Origin of the sequence: Roseibium sp. (assembly GCF_051016195.1) — a bacterium.
Taxonomy (GTDB): Bacteria; Pseudomonadota; Alphaproteobacteria; order Rhizobiales; family Stappiaceae; genus Roseibium.
The window spans coordinates 4,493,031-4,519,518 of sequence record NZ_CP134616.1; the positions used below are offsets into that span (position 1 = coordinate 4,493,031).

Annotated in this window: 17 protein-coding genes; 7 read left to right on the forward strand and 10 right to left on the reverse strand. The window is 58.0% G+C overall.

Features of this window, described 5'->3' with window-relative positions:
• Positions 1–47: 47 nt before the first annotated feature.
• Positions 48–1,112, reverse strand: coding sequence for a multiple monosaccharide ABC transporter substrate-binding protein (gene chvE / locus RDA78_RS20595; RefSeq protein ID WP_434051664.1), 1,065 nt, complete (start codon positions 1,110–1,112; stop codon positions 48–50).
• Between the two features lie 151 nt (positions 1,113–1,263).
• Between chvE and RDA78_RS20600 the strand changes: the two genes are divergently transcribed.
• A complete protein-coding gene (locus RDA78_RS20600) occupies positions 1,264–2,235 on the forward strand; it encodes a LysR substrate-binding domain-containing protein (protein WP_434051665.1) in 972 nt (323 codons plus the stop codon).
• Between the two features lie 296 nt (positions 2,236–2,531).
• Here the strand turns inward: RDA78_RS20600 and RDA78_RS20605 are convergent, their stop codons facing one another.
• Together RDA78_RS20605 and RDA78_RS20610 are read right to left on the reverse strand one after the other, a co-directional pair.
• Complete coding sequence (locus RDA78_RS20605; RefSeq protein ID WP_434051666.1) at positions 2,532–3,680, reverse strand: manganese-dependent inorganic pyrophosphatase; 1,149 nt, start codon at positions 3,678–3,680, stop codon at positions 2,532–2,534.
• A gap of 499 nt (positions 3,681–4,179) precedes the next feature.
• Positions 4,180–7,866, reverse strand: a complete 3,687-nt coding sequence (locus RDA78_RS20610; protein WP_434051667.1) for a vitamin B12-dependent ribonucleotide reductase — start codon at positions 7,864–7,866, stop codon at positions 4,180–4,182.
• A gap of 638 nt (positions 7,867–8,504) precedes the next feature.
• Between RDA78_RS20610 and RDA78_RS20615 the strand changes: the two genes are divergently transcribed.
• Entirely contained in the window at positions 8,505–9,227 is a 723-nt protein-coding gene (locus RDA78_RS20615) for a response regulator (protein ID WP_306143780.1), read from the forward strand.
• A gap of 179 nt (positions 9,228–9,406) precedes the next feature.
• Complete coding sequence (locus RDA78_RS20620) at positions 9,407–9,793, forward strand: NADH:ubiquinone oxidoreductase subunit NDUFA12 (RefSeq protein WP_434051668.1); 387 nt, start codon at positions 9,407–9,409, stop codon at positions 9,791–9,793.
• Between the two features lie 60 nt (positions 9,794–9,853).
• Here RDA78_RS20620 and RDA78_RS20625 read toward each other — a convergent pair whose 3' ends face one another.
• From RDA78_RS20625 to RDA78_RS20650, 6 genes are all read right to left on the reverse strand, one after another.
• Entirely contained in the window at positions 9,854–10,762 is a 909-nt protein-coding gene (locus RDA78_RS20625) for a hypothetical protein (RefSeq protein ID WP_434051669.1), read from the reverse strand.
• A 266-nt stretch (positions 10,763–11,028) separates the two neighbouring features.
• Entirely contained in the window at positions 11,029–11,709 is a 681-nt protein-coding gene (gene aat / locus RDA78_RS20630) for a leucyl/phenylalanyl-tRNA--protein transferase (RefSeq protein ID WP_434051670.1), read from the reverse strand.
• Between the two features lie 50 nt (positions 11,710–11,759).
• The gene (gene accC, locus RDA78_RS20635; RefSeq protein ID WP_434051671.1) at positions 11,760–13,106 is read right to left on the reverse strand and encodes an acetyl-CoA carboxylase biotin carboxylase subunit; all 1,347 of its coding nucleotides are present in this window, start codon (positions 13,104–13,106) and stop codon (positions 11,760–11,762) included.
• 15 nt (positions 13,107–13,121) lie between these two features.
• Positions 13,122–13,595, reverse strand: coding sequence for an acetyl-CoA carboxylase biotin carboxyl carrier protein (accB, locus tag RDA78_RS20640; RefSeq protein ID WP_434056178.1), 474 nt, complete (start codon positions 13,593–13,595; stop codon positions 13,122–13,124).
• Positions 13,596–13,899: 304 nt separating this feature from the next.
• A complete protein-coding gene (locus tag RDA78_RS20645) occupies positions 13,900–14,688 on the reverse strand; it encodes a DsbA family protein (RefSeq protein ID WP_434051672.1) in 789 nt (262 codons plus the stop codon).
• A 56-nt stretch (positions 14,689–14,744) separates the two neighbouring features.
• Complete coding sequence (locus tag RDA78_RS20650; RefSeq protein ID WP_434051673.1) at positions 14,745–16,160, reverse strand: M48 family metalloprotease; 1,416 nt, start codon at positions 16,158–16,160, stop codon at positions 14,745–14,747.
• A 234-nt stretch (positions 16,161–16,394) separates the two neighbouring features.
• Here RDA78_RS20650 and RDA78_RS20655 point away from each other — a divergent pair, with 234 nt between their 5' ends.
• Complete coding sequence (locus RDA78_RS20655) at positions 16,395–17,558, forward strand: pyridoxal phosphate-dependent aminotransferase (protein WP_434051674.1); 1,164 nt, start codon at positions 16,395–16,397, stop codon at positions 17,556–17,558.
• Positions 17,559–17,648: 90 nt separating this feature from the next.
• On the opposite strand, the gene RDA78_RS20660 is transcribed toward RDA78_RS20655, so the two are convergent.
• Positions 17,649–20,582, reverse strand: coding sequence for an Rne/Rng family ribonuclease (locus RDA78_RS20660; protein ID WP_434051675.1), 2,934 nt, complete (start codon positions 20,580–20,582; stop codon positions 17,649–17,651).
• Between the two features lie 673 nt (positions 20,583–21,255).
• Between RDA78_RS20660 and RDA78_RS20665 the strand changes: the two genes are divergently transcribed.
• The 3 genes from RDA78_RS20665 (at position 21,256) to prfB (ending at position 26,474) form a co-directional block, all read left to right on the forward strand.
• Positions 21,256–22,560, forward strand: coding sequence for an N-acetylmuramoyl-L-alanine amidase (locus RDA78_RS20665; protein WP_434051676.1), 1,305 nt, complete (start codon positions 21,256–21,258; stop codon positions 22,558–22,560).
• A gap of 187 nt (positions 22,561–22,747) precedes the next feature.
• On the forward strand, positions 22,748–25,192 hold the full coding sequence (locus tag RDA78_RS20670) for a penicillin-binding protein 1A (RefSeq protein ID WP_434056179.1): 2,445 nt from the start codon (positions 22,748–22,750) through the stop codon (positions 25,190–25,192).
• Between the two features lie 150 nt (positions 25,193–25,342).
• A protein-coding gene (gene prfB, locus RDA78_RS20675) for a peptide chain release factor 2 (RefSeq protein ID WP_434051677.1) occupies positions 25,343–26,474 on the forward strand; the annotation gives its coding sequence in 2 pieces (ribosomal slippage) (positions 25,343–25,411 and positions 25,413–26,474; 1,131 coding nt in all).
• The last annotated feature ends 14 nt before the right edge of the window (positions 26,475–26,488 follow it).

Below are 26,488 nucleotides of genomic sequence, written 5' to 3' on the forward strand. Positions count from 1 at the left end.
CCGCCCGCAACTGCCATGTTGTGGACGGGTCTTTTGCCGGGCCAGACTTACTTGACTTGGTCAGCCGTGTAGTAACCGCTGCCGATGAGGACATCTTCCCAGTTGGAGGCATCGACCGCGACCGGCTCCAGCAAATAGGACGGAACAACCTTGATACCGTTGTCATAGGTCTTGGTATCGTTGATCTCAGGCTCACCGTCGTTGAGGATGGCCTCGACCATACCGACCGTGACACGGGCAAGCTCACGCGTGTCCTTGAAGACGGTGGAATGCTGTTCGCCGGCAAGAATGGACTTCACGGACGGAATTTCCGCGTCCTGCCCGGACACGATCGGCATCTTGAGATCGCCGGATCCGTAACCGACGCCTTTCAGCGACGACAGGATGCCGATGGAAAGACCGTCATAGGGGCTCAGTGCGCCATGAAGCTGTTTGTCCGTGTAGTGCGCCGACAGGAGATTGTCCATCCGGGCCTGGGCAACGGCACCATCCCAGCGAAGCGTTCCGACCGTGTCCATGCCCATCTGGCCAGATACGATGTTGACCGTTCCAGCATCAATGAGTGGCTGCAGGACCGACATTGCGCCGTCATAGAAGAAATAGGCGTTGTTGTCGTCCGGTGAGCCGCCGAACAGTTCGACGTTGTAAGGGCCGTCGCCGAACCGCTCTTTCAGGCCGTTGACCAGCGAGGTTGCCTGCTGAACGCCGACCTTGAAATTGTCGAAGGTCGCATAATAGTCGACATTCGCGCTGTCGCGGATCAGCCGGTCATAGGCGATCACCTTGATCCCGGACGCCGCTGCGTTTTCCAGGGCGTTTGAAAGTGTTGTGCCATCGATTGCCGCGATCACCAGGACATCGACGCCCTTGGTGATCATGTTTTCGATCTGCGCCAGCTGATTTGGAATGTCGTCTTCCGCATATTGCAGATCGGTCGAATAGCCAGCGGCGGTGAATTGTTCGACCATGGAGTTTCCATCGGAAATCCAGCGGGCAGAGGACTTTGTCGGCATGGCAATGCCGACTGCCCCCTTGTCAGAAGCGAATGACGCGCCGGACATGAGCGTTGCCGTCGCGGCGACTGCAATCAGCGCCTTGGAAAAGAATTTCATGTGTTCCTCCCTGGCCGGCATCAGACCGACCGCAAATTTGATGGGGCATCCGCGGATACCGTTTTCAAACTTGCGAAAAGATACATGACGGTCAAATCATTGTTTGCTATCAATACTTACAGAAATTGGTATGTATCGATAGGGAGGCAGTTTGACCCTGGACCTGTTGCGGCGCGGCATGAAGATTTCGCATTTGCGGCTTCTTGCCGAACTCAGCCGGCAGAGCCGCTTGACGGACGCTGCGGCGACCTTGGGAATTACACAGCCTGCGGCGTCACGGCTGATGGCTGAAATCGAGCATGTCGCGGACGCGGAAATCTACGTGCGAAGCGGGCGCGGTATCGAACTGACTGAGGTCGGTAAAACCCTTGCGGAGCGTTGTGTCCGGGTGCTTCAGGAACTGACCGATGCGGCGATGGATATCGAGCATCACGTTTCGGGGCAGCGGGGGCATGTTCATATCGGTTCGGTCACCGGGCCAGCGGTCGAATATGTCTTGCCCGCGATCCGGCACATCCGTTTGAGTTACCCGGAAATATCCGTCTCCGTCGAAATCGGACCGAGTACGGTGCTGGCACCCATGCTCGAGGAGGGACGGCTTGATTTTTCGCTGAGCCGTGTGCCTTTGGATGTGGATCCGGATCTTTTTGACGAACAGCCTCTTCGGCGGGAACCGGCCTGCATGGTGGCTCGTCTGGATCATCCCCTGATCCGGCACCCGTCACCGATCCCGGCGCATGCGCTTTTAGGGTTTGACTGGGTGTTTCCTCCGATTGGCGCTCCCATTCGAACGACGGCTGAAAGTGCCCTGCGCGATATGGGACTTCAACTGCCGACCAAGATCCTGACCACGTCGTCCTTTCTGTTTACGCTCGCAACCATCCAGCGATCGAACGCCATCGGGCCAGTTGCCCGGTCGGTTGCCGAGAGTTTCGCACTGTTGCCGGATGGATCTCCGGGAACCATCGCCATCCTGGATACGGACCTTCCTCTTTCCGTCGAGACCTACTCATTCCTGACCCGCCGTGCGCAAACGCTCACTCCGGTCGCCCGGATTGTCGCGAAGGAAATACTCAAGACGGTCGCGACCACCCAGCACCCGGCAATAGGCAGCGGCTCATAAGAAACATGGAACGGGCGTGCCCGGTCGAAGACCATCGGAGCGCGCAGCCATACGAGATCGCACGCCGCTGCGCGGCAAAAACCCGCACAATCGTCTCCGGTGGGTAGGTCCAGTCGTCCAGGCTCCGGCGGCCGCGCTGTGCCCCAACGTGGCCCGTCTTTCTGCGCCCCCAGGCTTGCGGCGGATCACATCTTTCTGAAACCTTGTTCAAGGCCTCAGCGTGCAAGCGGCCTCGCTTGAAACGCGTCCAGGGGGCTCCAAGGAACCGGATCCGATGACAGGATCGCTATTCGCGGTCAGTTCGGGGTTGCCGTTGCCACCGCGCTCTGGATGGCAGGTGCTATCTGGTTCTTGCGGGAGACCACATTGTCGACCTCAAGCATGTCGTCTGTGACGTCATCGCCAAACGCAGAGATGGCAACGCCCTCGTCGATATCATCTCCCCACAAAATGAAAGACTTCTTGTCACGAGCATCGACGATTGCGAAAAACAGATGATCGAGATTGCTCTTCTGCTTCTGGTCCAGAATAGCCGTCTTCAGTTCCTGTTTCCGGTCAACCAGATCTTGCGGTGTGAGTGTTTCCGCGACGCCTATGCCGACGTTCTTGCCGCCGAACTCGAAGTCCTTGTAATCGAGAAGCACGATGTCCAGCGCTGACATGGAGCTCAGATCGGACTTGGCTTGCAACATGTTCTCCGCGAACGCGTCTGTGTTCTCGATGCCTGCGGTTTCGGCAAGTTTACTCGCATAGTAGCGGTCATAGTCAGTCGTTGTCGTGGACGTTAGGTTGAGCGTATCGGACAGGATTGCCGCCATGCCCATGCATGCCAGCGGGGCCGGAATGTCGACGCCGAGCACGTCTGCACGGTCGGCAAGGATTGTTGCGGTAGATCCCCACGGCCGGATGTCGAGATTGACCACTTTTGACAGGTTGATCGGCGAACCGGCGATCGCGTGGTGGTCGATGATTGCCACGACCTGATCCGACTCGATTGATGGCGGTAACTGTGTTGTCTGATTGAAGTCGACGACACCAACGCTCTTGCCGGTGAAATCTTCGAATAATTCTGGTGTGTCGGCCATGCATGCATCAATGGCAAAGCGCGATTCCGGGTTTGGGGGGCCTGCGCTGCCCGGCGTGCCGCCGTAGATATGGGCAGCAATCAAACTTGCACTGATGGCATCGGTGTCCGGATTTAGGTGACCGGTCCAGACCAGATTGTCGTAGCCCGCCAATTTGGTCTTCAGGTAGCTTCTGACGTTGGGCGAGCTTTCCGATGTTCCCTGAGCGTTCGAGTGTTCTTCGGCCGATACCGAGATCAGACCAGGGCCGACAATCAAACCCAGCGCTATCGCAACTGTTCTGATTGTTCTCGAGAGACCGGAAACGGCTTCTTTGCCCGAATCCGTGCACTGAATTGGTTTGAGATTAAAACTCTTCATATTATCCTCCAGTAAAAATGCATTAGGTGAAACAGATATGGTGAATAAATTTTCAAACTACATGTCGATTTTATATTTTTTTCATGAAATAAGATTAAATGATTGTAATATATATTACGGTAAATTAGTCAATCTGATTTTTTGTCGAAAAATTTTTATCAGATACAACTTTTTTACTAGAATTTATCTCAAAGTCGGAGCGTTTCGATTATTCCCTCGATCCAGGTGTCCATTGGCAACTGCGACGTATTTCCGGTCCTTGCCCTTCACGAGTGATGATTGGCAAGGACAACCCGTGCGACTGAGTTTTGACACGGGTGCTGGTCCACTGCGTGAGCCAGGTCTTGCCGATGCGTCGCGCATTCAGGATTCAGGAACCGGCAATTTCATCAAGAAAACCCGCCCGATCGTTTCCGATGGGCGGGTCTTTTCTGTCTGGGCGCCGGAAGCCGCGCGTGGCCGGTGGTTGGCCGGCCTTGGCGGCCTTCCGGCTGAACCGTCAGCTGCAGCCGCTGGTCGCGCCGCAGGTGTCGCATTTCAGGCAGGTGCCGTTTCGGACCATGGTGAAGTTGCCGCATTCGCCGCAGCTCTCGCCTTCATAGCCCTTCATGCGGGCCTGTGCGATCTGCTGGGCGGCCGTGGCGACCTGCGGGGCAGGGGCCGTGGTGCCGATTTCGACAGCCGCTGCGGCTTCCGTGCCACGGGCGAAGGCCGTCGCGACAGCGGACACCTGGGCCGCCGGCGTGTTTGCCGTCTGCACCGAGATGGCCTCCGTGGTTTCGCCGGCCGGTTCTCCGGCGCTGGAAACCAGGCGGAACCGTTCGGTCTGGCCACGGACGAGACCGTGAGAGACGATCTGCCCGCTCTGACCGCGGTCTTCACCCGAAGAGGCTCCTTCGCCCGTGCTGCCGAACACCTCCGGCGGAACATGTGCCAGGTCGTGACGTCCGAGATAGGACACGGCGAGTTCGCGGAACACGTAATCGAGGATCGACGTTGCGTTCTTGATCGCGTCGTTGCCCTGGACCATGCCGGCCGGCTCGAACTTGGTGAAAGTGAACGCGTCGACATATTCCTCGAGCGGCACGCCGTACTGCAGGCCGAGCGAGACGGAGATGGCGAAGTTGTTGATGAAGGCGCGCAGTGCGGAGCCTTCCTTGTTCATGTCCAGGAAGATCTCGCCGAGACGGCCGTCGTGATATTCGCCCGTGCGCAGGAAGACGGTGTGTCCGCCGATCTTGGCCTTCTGGGTGTAACCCTTGCGGCGCGTCGGCAGTTTTTCCTGTTCACGGACAACGCGCTCGACGATGCGCTCGACGATCCGTTCCGCCACGACTTCGGCCTTGGCGGCCTGCGGCTTGGCAGCGATGTCCTCGATTGCCTCGTCCTGCTCTTCGTCGTCGTCGGCCAGAAGCTGCGCGTTCAGAGGCTGCGACAGCTTGGAGCCGTCGCGATAGAGCGCATTCGCTTTCAGGGCGAGCTTCCAGGAGAGCATGTAGGCTTCCTTGCAGTCTTCGACCGTCGCATCGTTCGGCATGTTGATCGTCTTGGAGATCGCGCCGGAGATGAAGGGCTGGGCCGCCGCCATCATGCGGATGTGGCTTTCCACCGAAAGGAAGCGCTTGCCGATACGGCCGCACGGGTTGGCACAGTCGAAGACCGGGTAGTGCTCTTCCTTCAGGAACGGCGCACCTTCCAGCGTCATGGCGCCGCAGACATGTGTGTTCGCAGCCTCGATATCGGCCTTGGAGTAGCCGAGGAACGACAGCAGATCGAATTCGGTGTCTTCCAGCTGTTCATCGGAAACGCCGAGCGTCTTGAGCTGGTCGTCGCCGAGGGTCCAGCGGTTGAACACGAACTTGATATCGAAAGCCGACTTCATGCCGTCCTTGAGCTTGCCGAGACTTTCCCCGGTGAAGCCTTTCGCGGAGAGGCTGGCCGGGTTGATACCGGGCGCCTGGTCGATCGACCCGTGACCGACCGCGTAAGCTTCGATCTCGCCGATCTCGCTTTCGGAATAGCCGAGCACACGCAGGGCTTCCGGAACGGCGCGGTTGATGATCTTGAAGTAGCCGCCACCGGCAAGTTTCTTAAATTTGACCAGGGCAAAGTCGGGTTCGATGCCTGTCGTGTCGCAGTCCATGACAAGACCGATCGTGCCGGTCGGTGCGATCACCGTCGACTGCGCGTTGCGGTAGCCGTTCTTTTCACCGAGTTCCAGGGCGCGATCCCAGGCCTTCCGGGCCCGCTCGATGATCTCCTTGTCCGGGCAGCTTGCGTGATCAAGCGCGACCGGCGGCGTGTTGAGGCCTTCGTAGCCCGTCGTCTCGCCATGCGCGGCGCGGCGGTGATTTCGGATCACCTTCAGCATGTGCTTGGCGTTTTTCTTGTAGCCTGGGAATGAGCCCAGTTCGCCGGCCATTTCCGCAGAAGTTGCGTAGGCAACACCGGTCATGACTGCTGTCAGAGCGCCACACAGAGCGCGGCCCTCATCGGAATCGTAGGAAATACCGGACGTCATCAGGAGGCCGCCAATATTGGCGTAACCCAGTCCGAGTGTGCGGAACTTGTAGGAGAGTTCCGCAATTTCCTTCGACGGGAACTGTGCCATGAGCACCGAGATTTCGAGAACGATCGTCCACAGACGGACCGCGTGCTCATAATTGTCGATGGCGAAGGACCGGTCTTCATTGCGGAACTGCATCAGGTTCAAAGACGCCAGGTTACAGGCCGTGTCGTCCAGGAACATGTATTCCGAGCACGGGTTTGAGGCCCGGATCTCGCCGTCGGCAAGGCAGGTGTGCCAGTCGTTGATCGTGGTGTGGTACTGCAGGCCCGGATCGGCTGACGCCCAGGCAGCATACCCGATCTGCTCCCAGAGTTCCTTTGCCTTGATCGTTTTCAGAGTTTCGCCGGTGCGGCGGGCCGTCAGGTCCCATTCGCCGTCATCGACAACAGCGGACAGAAAGCCATCGGTCACGCGGACAGAGTTGTTGGAATTCTGTCCGGCGACGGTCAGGTAGGCCTCGGAATCCCAATCCGTGTTAAGGGTCGGAAACTCGACCTTGGTGAAACCCTGCCGTGCGAACTGGATAACACGCTGGATGTAGTTCTCCGGAACCATCATCTTTTTCGCAGCGCGGATTTCGCGTTTCAGGGCCGGGTTCTTGGCCGGGTCGAAACAGTCACCATTGTCGGCTTCGCAATTCACGCAGGCCCGCATGATCGCGGACAGGTGCTTCTGGCAGATCTTGGAGCCGGTAACGAGCGCCGCCACCTTCTGCTCTTCCTTGACCTTCCAGTTGACGTATTCCTCGATATCGGGGTGATCGACATCGACCACCACCATCTTGGCCGCGCGGCGGGTCGTGCCGCCGGACTTGATCGCGCCCGCTGCCCGGTCGCCGATTTTCAGGAAGCTCATCAGGCCCGAGGACTTGCCGCCACCGGAAAGCCTTTCGCCTTCGGAGCGGACGAACGAGAAGTTGGAGCCGGTGCCGGAGCCGTATTTGAACAGGCGCGCTTCGCGAACCCAGAGGTCCATGATGCCGCCGTCATTCACCAGATCGTCCTGCACGGACTGAATGAAGCAGGCATGCGGCTGGGGATGTTCGTAAGCGGTCTTGGATTTCGTCAGCTTGCCGGATTGGAAGTCGACATAGAAGTGTCCCTGGCTCGGACCGTCGATGCCGTAGGCCCAATGCAGCCCGGTGTTGAACCATTGCGGTGAGTTCGGGGCGACTTTCTGGGTCGCCAGCATGTAGCGCAGTTCGTCGTAAAACGCCTGGGCGTCCGATTCCTGGTCGAAGTAGCCGCCTTTCCAGCCCCAGTATGTCCATGTGCCGGCGAGACGGTCGAAGACCTGCCTGCCGTCGATCTCCGAACCATAGCGTTCGTCTTCGGCGAGGTCGCCCATCGCGTCTTCGTCGGCTTCGTGGCGCCACAGCCAGGAGGGAACCGTGTTTTCCTCGACCGGCTTCAGTTTGGACGGAACACCGGCCTTGCGGAAATATTTCTGGGCGAGGATGTCCGAGGCGACCTGCGAAAACTGCGCCGGGACCTGAATGTCCTCCAAACGGAACACGATCGAGCCATCCGGATTACGGATTTCGCTCGTTGCTGTCCGAAATTCAATGTCGGCGTAAGGCGATTGGCCTTCCTTGGTGTAGCGCCGCTCGATCCGCATTCTAAAAGTCCCCTTATGTCCCCAGCCGGTTCGCCCCGAACCAGCTCATTCCGCATCTCATCCGCCGCGACGAAACCGTCTGCCGTCTTGCCGGATGCCACCTCACATGCCTACAGGCAATTTCTGTATGTAGCGTTAACTGTATCAGGGTCTACTATATATAGTAGTCATCAACAGGTTTGTCACGATGTGCCTCCTGAATTCGGCACGCAAAAACCCAGCTTCCGGATTCGATCAGGAAAGCGGAAGAGGTACGCGGCTACTTTAGGGTTGCTGGATGACCGAGGGGCCCGGAAAGGGCTCCCGATTACGCACATCGCAATAATGAAAAACTAATGTAAATGAATTCTTAAGGTCAAGGCGTGAGTGACAACAGCTTGTGCCGTGCTTGTGGGCAAACGCAAAATATTGTGTGGTCATGTGGATTGTGGGGAGCAAGGCGAGGTCAGCGGGAACGCAGGGAAATTTCCTCTTGCAAACACGCTGATCGCTCATCGCATGCGTGTTCGAACTTCGCTGTGGATGACGATTACCCCGCTTTTATGAAAATTTGACGAAAATGGCTGGCAGCGGCTTCAGCCGGGTTTAAGCCAGCTTTGCTTTAGTGCGGGAATGGCCACGAAAGGACCCCGCAATTCATGAAGCATCACGCAGCCTACGGACTTGCGATGGAGGATATCGATGCTGTCGTTGTTGAAGACAGCAAACCGATGCAAACGATTCTCCGATCGATTCTTCTGAGCTTCAAGGTATCGCGTGTCCGGGTGTTTGATTCGGTCGACGATGCCCTGGAAGCGAGTCTCGCCGAACCGCCGAACGTGATTCTGACCGACTGGCGGATGGAGCCGACTTCCGGATACCAGTTTCTGCGCCTTGTCCGGCACCGCCACATGGAGCCGCTGTGCTATGTTCCGATTCTCTTTATCACCGCTCACGGCACGCGTCCGCTTGTCGACAAGGCACTTAGAGCGGGCGCTCATCATGTGCTGGTCAAGCCCGTGTCACCTTCGACACTTTGCAAGCGCCTCCAATGGCTGATGGCCGACGAGAGGCCGATGATCCTGGAACATTCCGGGTTCTACAACATCTACGGCATTCAAAAGACGCTCGACGAGCAGGCGGAAAAGATGCAATCGCTGGCGGGCGCACGCCTTCACCACAAGATCGCGATCCAGAAACGGGCCGAAGTCGAAGAGGTGGTCGAAGAGGAGTTCGACAGGGCGCCGAAGGTGGAACCGGAGAAAAAGGAAGAGGTGTTTGCCGGCGTGAAAAAGGGCGGAACGACCGCAAAGCACTCCGCTGCGGCAAGGCACATCCGGAATGCGGAATATGTAAAGTCCAAGGACCTGAAGCTCCACTAGCTTTTCAGACCTGCGCATTGCGGACTGCCGGTTCGCGGTATCGGCCGATTTCTGGTGCCATGCGGCAGTGCGGCACTGGACAGGAGCCAATCTTAAGGCCATATTCCGCGAAATTGCCGCCGCTCCGAGTGGAGAGGCCGGACCAAGGACAAATTTCCCAAGAGGACCTCTCAAGGGCCATGAAGACACTTCTGCTTGAAATCTTCACCTGGTGGAACAGCCAGACAATGGGCACGCGCTTTTTTACATGGCGTAAGGGCGAGTTTGTCGGCGAGGATGAAGCCGGCAACAAGTATTACAAGGAGCGCGGCGGCAAGAAGCGCTGGGTTATCTACAACGGGCTTGCCGAAGCGTCTTCGATCCCTCCGGGCTGGCACGGCTGGATGCATCACCGCGTGGACACGCCGCCGTCCGATGAGACCTATCACCCGAAGCACTGGCAGCAGCAGCACAAGAGCAATCCAACGGGAACGCCGGAGGCCTACAGGCCTCACGGTTCGATTCTGACGCCTGAAAAACGCCCGGAAGTTACGGGCGACTACGAGGCCTGGACGCCGGGTAGTTAAAGTCGGATAAGAAGAAGTCGTTTCAAAGCCCCGCTTTCGCGGGGCTTTTTGTTGCCAAGTCTATCGTCCGTCCTGACCGGAACTCATCTTCGCCTTGGTTTCCGGCTGCGCTCCAAAAAGGGTGCTCGCGGAGGAGATCAGCCTGTTGAGAATCAGGATCACCAGCGAGGTGCTGTATCCGAGCACAAAGGGCATGATCAGAAGCAGGGACTGATTGGTGAAGGCAAGTTCGGATTGTGTCGGCACGGTCGCACGGTTCAGTGCGGCGGTGCTCAGACTGCGGGCGAAGCTGATGAATTCGTGGAAGCCGAAGGGCAGGGTGAAGAACAAGGCGAACAGCGCACCCAACACGATGCGCTGAATGATGAAACGGGAATCGGAGATATCAAATGTGATGTCGTTGCTCACCGAGATCGCATTGAATCCGATGAACGCGGCTGCTCCAATTGCGCCGAGCGACATCAGCCATACCAGGAAGAAAAAGACCATGAAGGCGCCGTTGATACCGACGCTGAAAAGCGTCAACTCGGCCATCACCACCGACATGATCATCGATCCGATCGACACCGCCACGAGCCAGACTGCGATCCTCGGCAGGAAATTCGGCATCTGGGAAGCCAGGAACTTCTTTCTGTCGGCGTCGGTCAGTTGTGCGAACAACACCTGTGTCTTTTTCTCGATCGCCTTCCATTCATCTGCGGTGGGACTGCGGCCCTTTTCGTTTGCACCGCCGGCCTTCAGCGCGTTCAGAATGCCGAGTGAAAAATCTTCCGGCAGCGATTTCGCTTCCCGGATCAGGAAGGAATGCAGGTCGCGCAGCGTTTCCAGATCCTTGTTGAATTTGGCATCGACAATGGTGTTCTCCGGGTCCGATGTCCGACCGGCGGTGGTCACATAGTCCGTAACGCTTTTCGTTGCCTTCTTGATGTCGCTGACGAGGCCTGAATGTGTTGCAGGGTGCTGCGCCACATGTGTTGGCTGGCCTGGGCTGACGGTCTCTGGAAGACGTTGGTCCCGACCCGAAACAGAACGTTGTTCTTCTTTCGCTCCTGTTGCAGTTGCCGATCTGCCCAGGCCGTTGTTGTTACCTGTTTGCTTGGTGTCCCCCGCCATATCGTTTCCCTGAACTGAGTTTACTAAAGGGAAACTTAGCAAAGTTCTCTTTGATCACCTACAACCGCGTGTGCGCGTCTTGGTTGCTGTGTCAAGGTTGCGGCGGAGTTTCTGATAAGCCTTCAAGGTATCCGGTGCGTTTGGAGGACTGATAATACCTCGTGCCCGCTTGCGTTTGTGGGCAATGCATAAAAGTCCGTTTCCAGCTTCAAGGCTTCGGACAGCCGCTCGTTGTAATCGGACTGGGTCACTTCGAGCGTGCCGAACTTGCTGAGATGATCCGTCACGAACTGAGTATCGAGAAGGGAGTAACCGCCGACAATCAGGCGTGCAACCAGATGAGCCAGGCAGACCTTTGAGGCGTCGGTCCGGAAAGTGAACATGCTCTCGCCGAAAAAAGCTCCGTTCAGGCTGACCCCATAAAGTCCGCCAACCAGTTCGCCCTCCAGCCAGGCTTCGATCGTATGGCAGTATCCCATGTCGAAGAGTTCGCCATAAAGGCGGCGGATCTCGCGGTTGATCCAGGTTTTCTGGCGTCCCGGCATCGGTTCGGCGCAGCCGTCGATGACGCGCTGAAAGTCGGTGCTCACCCTGATTTCGAATACATCGTTGCGGATGGTGCGCTTGAGGCGGCGGGGCAGGTGGAATGCATCGAATGGCAAGATGCCGCGCTGCTCGGGCTCGAGCCAGAACAGCCCGGGATCATCCGCCGATTCTGCCATCGGAAACAGCCCGCAGGCATAGGCCTTCAGCAGCACCTGCGGTGTTATTTCCATGACAATATCGTCTTTATATCCGGCCATGCGTGGTCTCGCCTTCCAGGTGCGAGGGATTTTTCCCCGTCATTGCCCGGTCAGTTCGACTTGTCAGCCAGATATTTTTCCAGCCAGTGAATGTCGTACTGACCGTTCGCGATCGCCTGATTGTCCACCAAATCGCGGAACAGCGGAATAGTTGACTTGATTTCGTCAACGACAAATTCGTCCAGACAGCGCCTCAGGCGCATCATGCATTCCACGCGGTTTCGCCCATGAACGATCAGCTTACCGATCAGGCTGTCGTAATAGGGCGGGATCTTATAGCCCTGATAGACGCCGGAATCGACCCGGACGCCCAATCCACCCGGCGGGTGGTAATAGGTGATTGTCCCGGGAGAGGGGGCAAACGTGACGGGATCTTCGGCGTTGATCCGGCACTCGATGGCGTGGCCTTCGAACCTGATGTCGCCCTGGGTCATGTCCAGGTCGCCGCCGGCGGCAATGCGGATCTGCTCATTGACGAGGTCAATGCCCGTGATCATTTCTGTCACCGGGTGTTCGACCTGAAGACGGGTGTTCATCTCGATGAAGTAGAATTCACCGTTCTCGTAGAGAAATTCCACCGTGCCAACACCGCGATACTTCAGCTTGCGCATTGCGTTTGCGACGACTTCCCCGATGCGTTCGCGCTGCTCGGCATTCAGGCTGGGTGAAGGGGCCTCCTCCAGCACCTTCTGGTGGCGGCGCTGCAGTGAACAATCGCGCTCACCGAGATGGACTGCATTGCCCTTGCCGTCCCCCAGAACCTGAATTTCGATGTGTCTCGGTTTGCCGAGGTACTTTTCCATGTAAAGGGCGTCATCACCAAAGGCAGCCTTGGCCTCTGAGCGGGCCGTCGCAAGGGCGGTGTCCAGATCTGCTTCAGTCTGCGCGACTTTCATGCCGCGCCCGCCGCCGCCTGAGGCCGCCTTCACAAGAACCGGATAGCCGATTTCCCGTGCGATCGCGTGGGCGTCATCGCTCGTGGTGACTTCACCGTCTGATCCCGGAACGACCGGTATCCCGAGATCCTTGGCTGTCTGTTTGGCCTGGATCTTGTCGCCCATGATGCGGATGTGTTCGGCGGTCGGACCGATGAACTCGATGTTGTGTGCTTCGAGTATCTCTGCAAAACGGGCGTTTTCGGACAGGAAACCGTAGCCCGGATGAACCGCGTCCGCGCCGGTGATCTCGCACGCGGCCAGCAATTGCGGAATGTTCAGATAACTGTCCCGTGCTGCGGGCGGACCGATACAGACGCTTTCATCGGCAAGGCGGACATGCATGGCGTCGGCATCGGCGGTGGAATGGACCGCAACGGTTGATATGCCGAGCTCTTTACAGGCGCGAAGAATTCGCAGCGCGATTTCGCCCCGATTGGCGATAAGTATTTTGGAGAACATGACCCTGGCGGCTCCTTATTCGACGACGATGAGCGGCTCGCCGAATTCCACCGGCTGCGCATCGTCGACCAGGATCTGTTTCACAGTGCCGGATTTCGTGGAGGGAATGTTGTTCATTGTTTTCATCGCTTCGATGATCAGGATCGTCTGGCCTTCGCTCACCTTGTCGCCTACCTGAATGAAGGACGCTGCGCCCGGTTCGGGAGAAAGATACGCCGTTCCCACCATCGGCGACGTCACCGAAGAGCCTGCCTGGGCCGGTTTTTCCTCGACCACCTCAACGGATTTCGCAACTGGTTCGGAGACCACGGGAGCCGCGGCGACGGCCGGTGATGCGACGTTGACGGGAGCACTTATCGACATCTGGCGCGCGACGCGGATCCGGGTGTCGCCCTGTTCCAGCTCAATCTCGGAGAGGTTCGTCTCGTCCAGCAGGACCGCGAGATCGCGGATCAGGGCCGTGTCGAATTTCTTGTTATCGTTACGCATCATATCATTTGGCTCTCGTACTCGATCCACAAAAAGCATGAGCTCTGGGTTGGCCGGTCGCAGGTTTGACACGTCTGTGTCGAGATCCCGGCCATTCTTGACTTTTACAAGGTGAAATCCTGGTAGAAGCCCGTTCCATCCGCACTTTTTGTCCCGCCATAATGCAGCGGATATAATTGTTAGGCCCGCATTCGACCGAATACGAGCCAAACTTCTTATAGGGATTCAATTGTGTCAGGAAAAGCCCCGAAGGTTCATTGATTTTCCGACCCCTCGGTTTCCAACAGGCTTCAGCCTCCAAAGCTTAGCAGGTCGCCTGATCGCAATCCTTCAAGGCCTCGATTTTCGACCGCAGCTGCTCATAACCGACCGCACCCATGACAACCTCGTTTCCGACGACGTATGAGGGCGTGCCCGTCAGACCGAGACGGTTTGCCAGCGAGTAGACCTCTTCGATCGTCTGACCGGCTTCATCTGTTGCGAGCGCTGCTTGCAGTTCCGCTTCCGACAGCCCGATTTCAGTCGCGGCGGCAAGGGCGCTCGACAGATTGGCCTGGCCGCGGCTCATCAGGAGGGCCTCGTGAAATTCGCCGTATTTTTCAGGCGCGATGGAGTTGACGGCGACCGCCACCTGGGCGGCTTCAACAGACCCCTGTCCGAGCACCGGGAATTCTTTCAGGACGACCTTGAGTTCGGGATTTTCATCAATGAGACGCACCATGTCGCCATAAGCCCGTTTGCAGTATCCGCAATTGTAGTCGAAGAATTCGACCAGGGTGACGGAGCCCTCGGGATTTCCAAGAACCACCTGCCGCGTTGAATTGAAAAGCACATCAGCGCTGTCGCTGAGCGCCTGGAGCCGTGCAGCCTCCTCAGCGGCCTGTTCACGGCGCTGAAGTTCGTTGAAGGCTTCGGCGATGATCTCCGGATTTTCCAGAAGGTATTCGCGAACGATGTTTTCCACGTCGCTGCGGCTGAGATCCTGAGCGGTGACAGGCCCGGCCAAGAGCGCCAGGACGACTGCGGTCGCGGAGGCAATACGCAGGAACGCAGCCGACAGGAGCCGTTGCGGGTATGTGTAGGGGGTGATCATCAAAAGCTCCTCTGGCAACGCCGCACGGGAACCAGCGGCCGCGCGTCTATCAGGCGTTACCGGCGATTCCCCACATTAGGAGGTTTGTACGCTACAATGTCGTCCGCTTGAACCCATGCCGGCGATCCGCGCTTCAAACTTTTTTGAGCACGCGCCGCATATCGCTTGGCTGCGTCGAAATCCCCGCGCACCATCAGGCCCTTTGCGGTGGCGAGATCGGCTTCCGCACGCTCTCCCTGACGCCCGTGTGCTATTGCGAGCTGGCTGTAGGCAACGCCGGAATTCTCATCCAGCGAAATCGCCCGTTTCAGCACGCGTTCCGCCTCTTGCAAATAGGCTGGATTGTTCGCTCCAACGAGTGCATACCCGAGCCAGACTAGGAATTGCGGTTCGTTCGGCTTAAAGGAGAGGGCCTTGCGGAAAGGCGCGATTGCGCTTTTCGGGTCGCCGCCCTCCATCAGTGCCTGGCCCTTGAGTTCGTAATAATGAGGATTGTTCGGCTGCGTGCGGATCAGTGCATCGATCTCCTTGACCGCACCCTTTCCCCGGCTCTTCATCGCGGCGATCGCCCGCGCATATCGGGCGGCGGGGCTCTTGTCGCTTCGCGGATAGGCACGCAGCGTTGCCGACGGGTGGCTCGAGAAGGCAAAGAGCTTGGCACGGACCTGTTCGTGCCGGTACTGGAGAACGTAGTCGTCAGGCTGATCGAAGTATTTCGACTTCTGGGCTTCGCGCAGTAGTCCGCTATACCGTTCCTGTGCCATCGGATGGCTTTGCGCATAAGGGTCGGCGAACTGACTTGAAAAAAGCTGCTGCTCGGACATGCGCTGAAATGTCTTCAGCATGCCGCGCGCGCTCTGTCCGGTCGCGTTGAGGTACCTGAGTGCAGCGCGGTCGGCGGCCGCTTCCTCACCACGCTGATAGGCAAGCAATGATCGCCTGCCGACTTCCGGCGCGCTCAGGGCAGCCGCGGCACCGCCTGACGCGGCACGGCCGGATCCGGACGCGGCACCGGCCGCCGCGGCACCGGCACCGAGCAGCATCCCGATCACAGCAATGATCTGCGCATTCGATGCAGCGGCCCGAAGCCTCACCAGGTGCCGGCCGGCAATATGTCCGGTTTCGTGGGCGATCACCCCGATGACTTCATTGGGGGTTTCGGCGTCCATGAGGACGCCGATATTGATGAACATCCGCCGGGAGTCGGGCACGAAGGCGTTGAAGGACTTGTTGTTCACAAGAATGATCTGAGGCTCGGATTGGGCGATCCCCGCAGCCTTGAAAATCGGTTTGGCATAGTCCCGAAGAAGATCTTCCGTTTCCGCATCGCGTACGATCGGAATTTTACCGCGCTGCGCCTGAGCCGGTGTGACAACGAGTGGAATGGCAATCGCGGCAGAACACAGGCATGCAACCGTCTTGCGTATTGAACGACGCAGGGCTTTCCTGCTTGATCCTGAGGTAACGGGCATTGAATGCAGTTCGTCCTGATATTTGCAGTCTCTTGACTATGCTATGGATAGTCGATCGTGTGGCGAAGTTATGGATGTGTCCGGTTCCGGTCAAGAAATCCTGCATAACAAATCGGAAAGGTTCTTCTCACACGCATTGCAAACGCGCACTCCGGTGCGGTCAGTGCATTGCCACGCTGACCAAAATCCGCAATACGATCCAAAAGCGAAACCCACCGGACGATAAGACCAGACATGACAAATGATGCCTTTCGCCCTTCCATGCGCAGCGACGTGTCGCCGTTCATTGCGATGGATGTCCTTGCCGAGGCGGCAAAACTGGAAGCCGGTGGCCGGTCCATCATTCACATGGAGGTCGGTCAACCCTCTGCGCCTGCTCCGAAGGCGGCGCTCGAGGCTGCGCGCGCCGCGCTCGAGCACGGACGTTTGGGGTACACTGAAGCACTCGGAATTCGGCCGCTTCGCGCTGCGCTGGCACAGCATTACCGGCGCGAACACGGTGTCGAAGTTCCAGAAGACAGGATTACGGTGACGACCGGATCTTCCGCGGGTTTCAATCTTGCCTTCCTTGCTGCTTTCGATGCCGGCGACCGGATTGTTCTGACGGTGCCGGGATATCCTGCTTACCGCAACATACTGAAATCGCTCGGACTGGTGCCGGTCGAACTTCCTATTGGTCCGGAAACGCGCTGGTGTCTGACGCCGGAACATCTTGAGGAGGCGCAAAAAGACGGTCCGATCAAGGGGGTTCTGGTGGCAAGTCCCGCGAACCCAACCGGGACAATGATGGCCGCCGACGCCTTGAGCGAACTTGTCGCCTATTGCGATGCGGAGAACATCTGGTTCATATCGGACGAGATCTACCATGGCCTCGATTATGCGACGGACCAGAAAACCGCTCTTCAGATTTCAGACAACGCCATCATCATAAACAGCTTTTCGAAATACTACTGCATGACGGGCTGGCGGATCGGATGGATGGTCCTGCCTGAACAACTGGTGCGCCCGGTCGAGCGGATCGCGCAGAATCTTTATATTTCGGCTCCTGAAATCTCCCAGATTGCGGCAACCGCAGCGCTGGGTTCCATCCAGGAACTGGAGGCCGTGAAAGCCGGCTATGTCAACAACCGGTCGCTCCTGCTGGACGGTTTGCCAAAGGTCGGGTTGGACAGGTTGCTGCCTGTGGACGGCGCCTTTTACATTTATGCCGATATCAGCAGGTACAGCCGTAACAGCCTCGAATTTGCGCGCACGATGCTGCACCAGACCGGAATTGCGGCGACACCTGGCGTGGATTTCGATCCATTGAATGGCAACGCTTATTTGCGTTTCTCGTTCGCCGGTGCACACGAGCACATGAAGGAAGCACTGGTGCGGCTCTCGGACTTCCTGGACTGACCCCAAAACGACGCGCTCTCCTGCTCATATCCCGGATAACAAAAAAGGCGGCCGGTGGCCGCCTTTTCTGCATCTGGACTTGATGAACGATCAGAAGAACGACCTGCCACGCTGCCACCAGCCGACGCGCTTTGGCTTGTCTTCTTCCTCGTCTCCGGACGTCTCGCTCGTCACGACCGGTTCCGCCGGAGCAACCGGTTCGGTGGCCGAGTGGTCACCTGAAGCTTCGTTCGGCACGGGCTGCTCGGAGGTTGGCGTTTCAACCACGATGTCCTCTTTCGAAGCATCTTCCTCGGCCTGAACCGCCTGTTCCCCGGATCCGGCGCTACTGACGTCGTCTGCCTCGCCATTTGCATCCGGAGCATTTTCCGTTTCCGCATCGGCTTGTACGTCATCTGTTTCTGACGTCGGTTCGTCTTCGGCGGCCACAGCATCTGTTTCGCTGTTGTCGGAGGCTTCCATCGCAGGCTCAGCAGAAGCGATTGTATCTTCCTCAACGGCACCGGTTTCGGCTGATTCTACACTGTCTTCCGCAGATCCGTCGTCTACATCTCGCTCAGCATCCGCCTCGAGCTGCTCGTCGTTCTGGAACTCCGCGCCTTCGCCGTTCTTACGGCCGCGACGACCACCCCGGCGCCCGCGGCGACGCTTGCGGCGGGGTTCGTCGGAATCGCCGTCTTCGTCTTCGGAGGCAACGTCCAGGGATTTCTGATCGTCGTTGTCCGACTCGTCCGTTTCGGCCGCAGACTGCCGATTGTCCTGATTCTCCTGACCGGCGTCCGAGCCGCCGCGTCTCCTTTTCCGGCGACGTCTGCGGCGGCGATCACCGCCGTCTTCGTCCTGTGCCTGTTCTTCAATCTCCGGCTGGTCGGTGTCTTCGTCAATGATCTCGACGGTATCCGGGTGTACGGTTGGTGCCGGTGCAGGTATGCGGTCACGGTCAATCGGCGCACCACGTTCCAGAACGTAGAGCTGGCCATTGACCATTTCGTCGGCGTTGACCTCGATTTCGACGGCGAACCGGGTCTCGAGGTCTGACAGGTTTGAACGCTTCTGGTTCAGGATGTAAAGCGCGACCTGGGTCGTCGTGCGAATGATGAGATCGTGAGAAGCGCCCTTCAGAAGGTTGTCTTCAATGGAGCGGAGGACGTGCAGGGCGACCGACTCCACAGAGCGGATCATGCCCGTGCCCTGACAGTGCGGGCAGGGGGTGGTCGAGCTCTCCAGCACGCCGGTGCGAATCCGCTGACGCGACATTTCCAGCAGACCGAAATGGGAAATCCGTCCAACCTGAATGCGCGCGCGATCGTTCTTGAGACAGTCTTTCAGTTTCCGTTCGACGGCACGGTTGTTCTTCGACTCTTCCATGTCGATGAAGTCGATAACGACAAGGCCCGCGAGATCCCTCAGGCGCAACTGCCGTGTCACCTCTTCTGCCGCTTCCAGGTTTGTCTGGAGCGCCGTGTCCTCGATATTGTGCTCTCTCGTGGACTTGCCGGAGTTCACGTCAATCGATACCAGAGCTTCCGTCTGGTTGATGACGATGTATCCGCCCGACTTGAGCGTCACCTGCGGCGAGAACATGGCATCGAGCTGGGGTTCAACACCGTAGCGGATGAAGAGCGGCGAGGGGTCCCGGTAAGGCTGAACATTCTTTGCGTGGCTCGGCATGAGCATGCGCATGAAGTCCTTGGCTTCGCGATAGCCGTCGTCACCGGAAACAAGAACCTCGTTTATGTCCTTATTATAGAGATCACGGATCGATCGCTTTACCAGGCTGCCTTCCTCATACACCAGACTGGGAGCACTCGATTTCAGCGTCAGTTCCCGAACGTTTTCCCATAGACGCATCAGGTACTCGAAGTCGCGCTTGATTTCGGCCTTTGTGCGGCTTGCTCCGGCGGTTCGCAGTATGACGCCCATGCCTTCCGGCACTTCCAGTTCGGAGGCGATCTTCTTGAGGCGCTTGCGGTCTGTCGGCTGTGTGATCTTTCTCGAGATGCCGCCGCCGCGGGCAGTATTCGGCATCAGGACCGAGTAACGCCCGGCCAGGGACAGATAGGTGGTCAGCGCAGCTCCCTTGTTGCCGCGTTCTTCTTTCACGACCTGAACCAGAATGATCTGGCGGCGCTTAATGACTTCCTGGATCTTGTACTGCTTGCGCAACGGGACAACGCGTTCCGGCACTTCTTCCATCGCATCTTCTGCGCCGACGGATTCGACCTCGTCGTCTTCGCTGTCGGCATCGTCGTCGTCGTCGCGGCTCCGACGCCGCCGGCGGCTGCGCGACCTAGCAGGTTTTGAATCCGCTTCAGCAGCAACTTCGTCGTTGTCATCCGAACCGGTGTCCGTTTCGTCCTCGTCTGAGGCGTCGCCAACCGTGTCAACCGCTGCTTCCGACGTGCCGTCTTCTTCGGGGTCAACAGCAGATTTTGCGGTCAGTTGATCTGCGGCCTCATCATCGTCGCCCGCATCGTCTGATTCGCTTTCAGTACTGATGTCCGTTGTTTCTTCTGCTTCGGCAGATGCATCAACGCCGCTCTCCGCGGCTGCGTCCACGTCATCGGGAGTGCGGGTGTCCTCGTCGGACCCTTCCTCGGCGGCATCAACCGCTTCAGACGATGCCTCGCTCTCCACCTTCTCGCTGGCAACGGTTTCGGCGGATTCGTTTTTGGCTGCACGGGACTTGCGCCGGCGCTTCGGCTTTTCATCCGCGTCCTGATCGTCTTTCTGACGCTCGGCCGCTTCCGCTGCCAACAGGGCTTCCCTGTCCGCGACCGGGATCTGGTAGTAGTCCGGATGAATCTCGCTAAAAGCCAGGAAGCCGTGCCGGTTTCCGCCATATTCGACGAAGGCCGCCTGCAGAGACGGCTCGACCCGGGTCACTTTCGCCAGATATATGTTTCCGCGTAGTTGCTTCCTGTTTGCCGCTTCAAAGTCGAATTCTTCAACACGATTGCCACGTACGACGACAACCCGGGTCTCTTCCGGGTGGCCCGCGTCGATCAGCATTTTGTTTGCCATTATTGAACGTCTCCACGGCAGCAGTGCTCAGCGCGCGTAGCAAGCGCGCATCGCCCGAAAGGAGAGAAGCTGCCGTATTGTTTTTGCTAAGAATGAGAAGGGCGTCTGCGCCCGGCGCGGTCGTCTGATCAGCGAAACCTTCCGCGTGAGCGGGGCCTTGTTTCGTATTGATCACTGTGTGCATCGCGCGGGTCCTTCGGGGCAACGCAGGCCCTCGAGTTAAGTCTTTGTACCTTGACCGGTATGACAGGGAGGGGAGTGCCGCTTCATCTGCAACCGGTGCCGGAAGGGTTCACCTTTGCTTTCCGTTCTCTGCATCGCATCAGGCGCTGTTTCCAATTCAGGCCACAAAACTGCAATACAGGTCGTATTCAAAGGGGTTCCGTTACCTGATCCTCTGTTATCGGGTCCGTCTTTTTTGCGACCGAACGGCCTCTGTTCTGTCGCAAGAAGACCACGATTTTAGATGGTGCTGTGGATAGCTACCCTGAAACACCACCCGGGCAGGTATCGGTCTTGAACCGAAATCCGTAAGGTACTTTTACGATCCGTCGCTCTGCTTTGCAAGCAATGTGAAACACACAGAACTATTTTCCTGATCCTGTGTTCGGTCTAGAACGGCACAGCTGGAAGCGGAAACGAACTGAACATGCAGCATTTGGCCGGAGAAATTGTGAACAAAAACGTGCCAAAACCTGAGGTGGAGCTTGCGGCGGCGGCCTTTACGAGGGCAGGGAGGCTTGTCCAATCCGCGACCACGCTGATTTTTTTCACTTTTTTGATACTGCTCGGGGGCGCACCGGCAAATTCTGCATTTGCAGCGGCTGCCAAGGTCATCGGGGCCAGGGTTGCCGGTGACGATGAGCGAACCCGATTCGTTCTTGATCTCGACACGCAGATCAAACCTGCCATTTCGGGTCTGGCACAACCTTATCGCCTGATCATCGATCTGCCGGAGGTCGAATTCCAATTGGCGGATGACGCGGGGCAATCCGGTCGCGGCATGGTGACGACCTGGCGATATGGGCTTTTCGCTCCCGGTAAATCCCGGATCGTGATGGATCTGAACGGTCCGGTCAGCGTCGACAAGACCTTCTTCCTGCCGGCAGTTGACGACCAGCCCGCAAGACTGGTTGTTGATCTCGTAAAATCCTCGCCGGAGGAGTTTGATACATTTGTTCTGAACACGCGCAAAGCCAGCAAGACGACAGCTTCAAAGCCTGTGCCTAAGACCGACCGCCTGAGCGGAGACGCCAGGAAAGGCGACAAACCCCTGATCGTGCTGGACCCCGGCCACGGCGGCATCGACAACGGGGCGACGGGTGTCGGAGGGACGCTTGAAAAGGCAATCGTCCTGGCCTTTGCCAATCTGCTGAAGGAAAAGCTTGAGGAGAGCGATCTCTATGACGTGCGTCTGACGCGGGAGGATGACACCTTCGTGTCCCTTTCCAGGCGTGTTGAGATCGGTCACGAACTGGAGGCCGATCTTTTTATCTCCATCCATGCCGATTCGGTTCGGCGGGGCAGGAAATATGCGCGCGGGGCGACAGTTTATACGCTATCGGACAAGGCATCGGACCAGTTGTCCGAAGAATTGGCGGAAGTCGAAAACATGTCCGACATCATTGCCGGGGTCGAGCTTGACGAAGAGCCAACGGACGTAACCGACATTCTTCTCGATCTTGCCAAACGCGAGACGCGATCCTTCTCCAACTACTTTGCAAAGACCCTCGTGACCGAGCTGAAAAGTGCTGTGCGGCTGATCAACAACCCGCATCGATCCGCAGGTTTCCGGGTTCTCAAGGCACATGATGTGCCGTCGGTTCTGGTCGAGTTGGGATACCTCTCGAACGAGCACGACGAAAAACTGCTGATTACCGAAGAGTGGCGGGAACGTATGGCAAACGCCATGAGCGATGCCATACACGGCTTTTTCAGGCCAAGACTGGCCCGCCAGAAAGGGACGGTATCGCAGTAATGTTGGTGAATTGTCACGCAAATTGAGCGTCTTGGAAGGCTATTGCCTCAGCATCGCCATATTGGTGCAGGAGGTAACAGTCAGGTGATTGTGACAATCTGCGCCCGGGAGTGCTGTGTCAGAGTTTCCGTGCTAGAAAGCGACAAGCAGCAATGACGGGGAAAGACGAGCCCGCAGTATGAAATTCTTGGTTAAATTTTTTGGCTATCTGTTCGGTATCGGGGCAGCGCTCGCGCTTTTGGTCGCAGCGGGCGTGTGGATGTATCTGGAGCACCTTGATGAGGATTTGCCGGACTACACGGCCCTGAAGAACTACGAACCGCCCGTCATGACGCGCGTTCATGCGGCTGACGGCAGTCTCATGGCCGAATACGCCACCGAGCGGCGCATGTTCCTGCCTATACAGGCGATGCCGGATCGCGTGAAACAGGCCTTCATTTCCGCGGAAGACAAGAACTTCTACTCTCATATAGGCGTCGATCCGGAGGGCATTGCCCGTGCGGCTGTCCGGTTCGTGCAGAATTACGGCTCCGGCAGGCGTCCGGAAGGTGCATCGACGATCACGCAGCAGGTTGCCAAGAACTTCCTTTTGACGAACGACCTCTCAATCGTCCGCAAGATCAAAGAGGCAATCCTTTCCCTGCGTATCGAGCAGGCCTACACGAAAGACGAGATTCTCGAGCTTTACCTGAACGAAAACTTCTTCGGTCTGGGAGCCTACGGCATCGCAGCCGCTGCGCTGATTTACTACGACAAGTCGGTCCATGAGCTGGAACTCGATGAAGTCGCCTACATGGCCGCGCTCCTGAAGGCGCCGAACAATTATCACCCGTTCAGGCACACGGACCGCGCGATCGCGCGCCGCAACTATGTTCTCGACCGGATGGTTGCCGACGGATACGTGACTTTCGAGGAAGGCGAGGAGGCGAAAAAGAAGCCGATCGACGTCAAGCCGCGGAAATCCGGCTCCCGCCTGTTTGCTGCGGAGTACTTCACCGAAGAAGTGCGCAGGGAAGTCGCCGAAATCTTCGGCACCACACGTCTTTACGAAGGCGGCCTTTCCGTTCGATCCACGCTTGATCCCGAATTGCAGAAAATGGCCCGCAAATCGCTCATGGACGGGCTTATCGATTTCGACCGCAAGCGCGGCAGCTGGAATGGACCCATTGACCGGATCGCGCTCGGTGCCGACTGGGGTGTCGATCTTGCCAAGATCGAGGGGCTCAGTGACATTCCGGAATGGACGCTTGCAGTCGTGCTGGAGAGCGGTGGCGAGCAGGCGACGGTCGGTGTCCAGCCGGACAAGCTTGTGAGCGGCAAACTCTCGGAAGAAAGAACAAGCGGCCCGCTGTTCCTGGAAACGATGAAGTGGGCGCGCGTCAACGGCCGTGCGCCGGGCTCAGTGTCCGATGTGCTCGCACCGGGCGACGTTGTCTATGTCCAGGAAAGCCAGGTTGCTCCGGGTACATATGAACTGCGGCAGATCCCGAAGGTCTCCGGAGCACTTGTCGCGATGGACCCCTATACGGGCCGGGTGCTGGCGCTGGTTGGCGGGTTCAGTTTTGCGCAAAGCGAATTCAACCGCGCGACGCAGGCCTACCGGCAACCGGGGTCTTCGTTCAAACCGTTCCTCTATGCGGCGGCACTGGACAATGGCTACACGCCGTCCTCGGTGATCATGGACGCGCCGCTGGAAATCAGCCAGGGGCCAGGTCTTGGAACATGGCGGCCGCAAAACTATGGCGGCAAGTTTTATGGACCCTCGACACTCCGGACCGGTGTCGAGTTGTCCAGGAATGTCATGACAGTCCGTCTTGCCCAGGACATGGGAATGCCTCTTGTTGCCGAATATTCCAAACGGTTCGGGATCTACGACAACATGCTGCCGGTTCTGTCCATGTCTCTGGGGGCGGGGGAAACCACGGTCCTGCGGATGACCACGGCTTATGCGACGATCGCGAATGGCGGCCGCAAGGTGCGGCCCACGCTGATCGACCGGATACAGGACCGCTATGGCCGGACAATCTACAAGCATGACAGCCGCATCTGCGACGGCTGTACCCAGAACGCCTGGGAAGGCCAGCAGGAACCGATGTTGATCGATGACCGGGAACAGGTTCTCGATCCCATGACCGCCTATCAGATCACCTCGATGATGGAAGGCGTCGTCCAGCGCGGTACTGCGACCTCCGTGCGCGCCGTCGAGCGTCCGGTGGCCGGCAAGACAGGTACCACGAACGACGAGAAGGACGCCTGGTTCATGGGCTTCACGCCGGATCTGGCCGTCGGCGTTTTTGTTGGCTTCGACAATCCCAAACCCATGGGACGTGGCGCAACCGGTGGCCAGGTTTCAGCACCGATCTTCACTGATTTCGTGAAGAAAGCGCTGGCCGACAAGCCGCCGGTCGAATTCCGGGTTCCCCGGGGCCTTCAGCTGATTGCCATCAACCGGAGAACCGGTGGACGCGCGTCACCAGGGTCTCCCGGAGCAATCCTGGAAGCTTTCAAGCCGGGAATGACACCGAATGACAGCTACGCCGTGATTGATTTTCAAAGCCAGCTCGGCGTTCCGACAGCCGTGTCGCCAGAGGCGCAGCAAGCGGTTACCGTGGGTACCGGCGGCCTCTACTGATATCTGCCGGAACCAAACGGATTTCCGAACAACGGGTCTTGTTCAAAGACGGTTTACACCGCCCAGCTGCACGGCTAATGTCCCGCTCCAATTCACGGCCCGGTCCTGTTCAGGAAAACCGGGCCGTCTCACACTACAGCGAGGTATCCGATGCGCGCCGAAATGGAAGCGATCGTCGATGAAATCAAGCAGGCCATAAGCCTGCTGAGGAGGCATCTTTGACTGGGATCAGGCTCTTGTCCGTCTGGAAGAACTGAACGCCCTCTCGGAAGATCCCGAGCTGTGGAACGACCCGGCGAAGGCGCAGAAACTCATGCGCGAGCGCCAGCAACTCGATGACGGCATTTCCGGGGTCAAGGGGCTGGAGCAGGACCTGGCGGACAATATCGAGCTGATCGAACTCGGCGAGATGGAAGATGACAAGGACGTCATCGCAGACGCCGAAGATGCTCTGCGCGGGTTGAAGGACAAGGTCAACCAGCTTCAGCTCAACTCGCTCCTGTCCGGCGAGGCCGACGGCAATGATGCTTATCTGGAGATCAATTCCGGTGCCGGTGGTACGGAAAGCCAGGATTGGGCATCGATGCTTCTGCGGATGTACAGGAGATGGGCCGAGAAGCACGGCTTCAAGGTCGAAGTTCCCGCCTACAGCGATGGCGAAGAAGCCGGCATCAAGTCTGCGACGCTTTTGATCAAGGGCGAGAATGCCTATGGCTGGCTGAAAACGGAATCAGGCGTCCATCGCCTCGTCCGTATCTCGCCCTACGACAGCAACGCGCGCCGGCACACAAGCTTCTCAAGCGCCTGGGTCTACCCGGTGATCGACGATTCGATCGAGATTGACGTCAACGAGAGCGATTGCCGGATCGATACCTATCGCGCCTCGGGTGCGGGTGGACAGCACGTCAACACGACGGATTCGGCGGTGCGCATCACGCACCAGCCGACCGGTATCGTTGTCCAGTGCCAGTCAGAGCGATCGCAGCACAAGAACCGGGCCACGGCATGGGGCATGCTGAAGGCGCGCCTCTATGAAGCCGAACTCAAAAAACGCGAGGAAGCCGCGAACGCCGAAGCAGCTTCCAAAACGGATATCGGCTGGGGACATCAGATCCGCTCCTACGTTTTGCAGCCCTACCAGCTTGTGAAGGACCTGCGCACCGGCGTGGAGAGTACGTCTCCCGGCGACGTTCTGGACGGGGACCTCGACAAGTTCATGGAGGCTGCTCTGGCGCAACGCGTCTTTGGCGGTGAACCGGTGGAAGTCGACGATATCGACTGATGCAGGTGACCGGA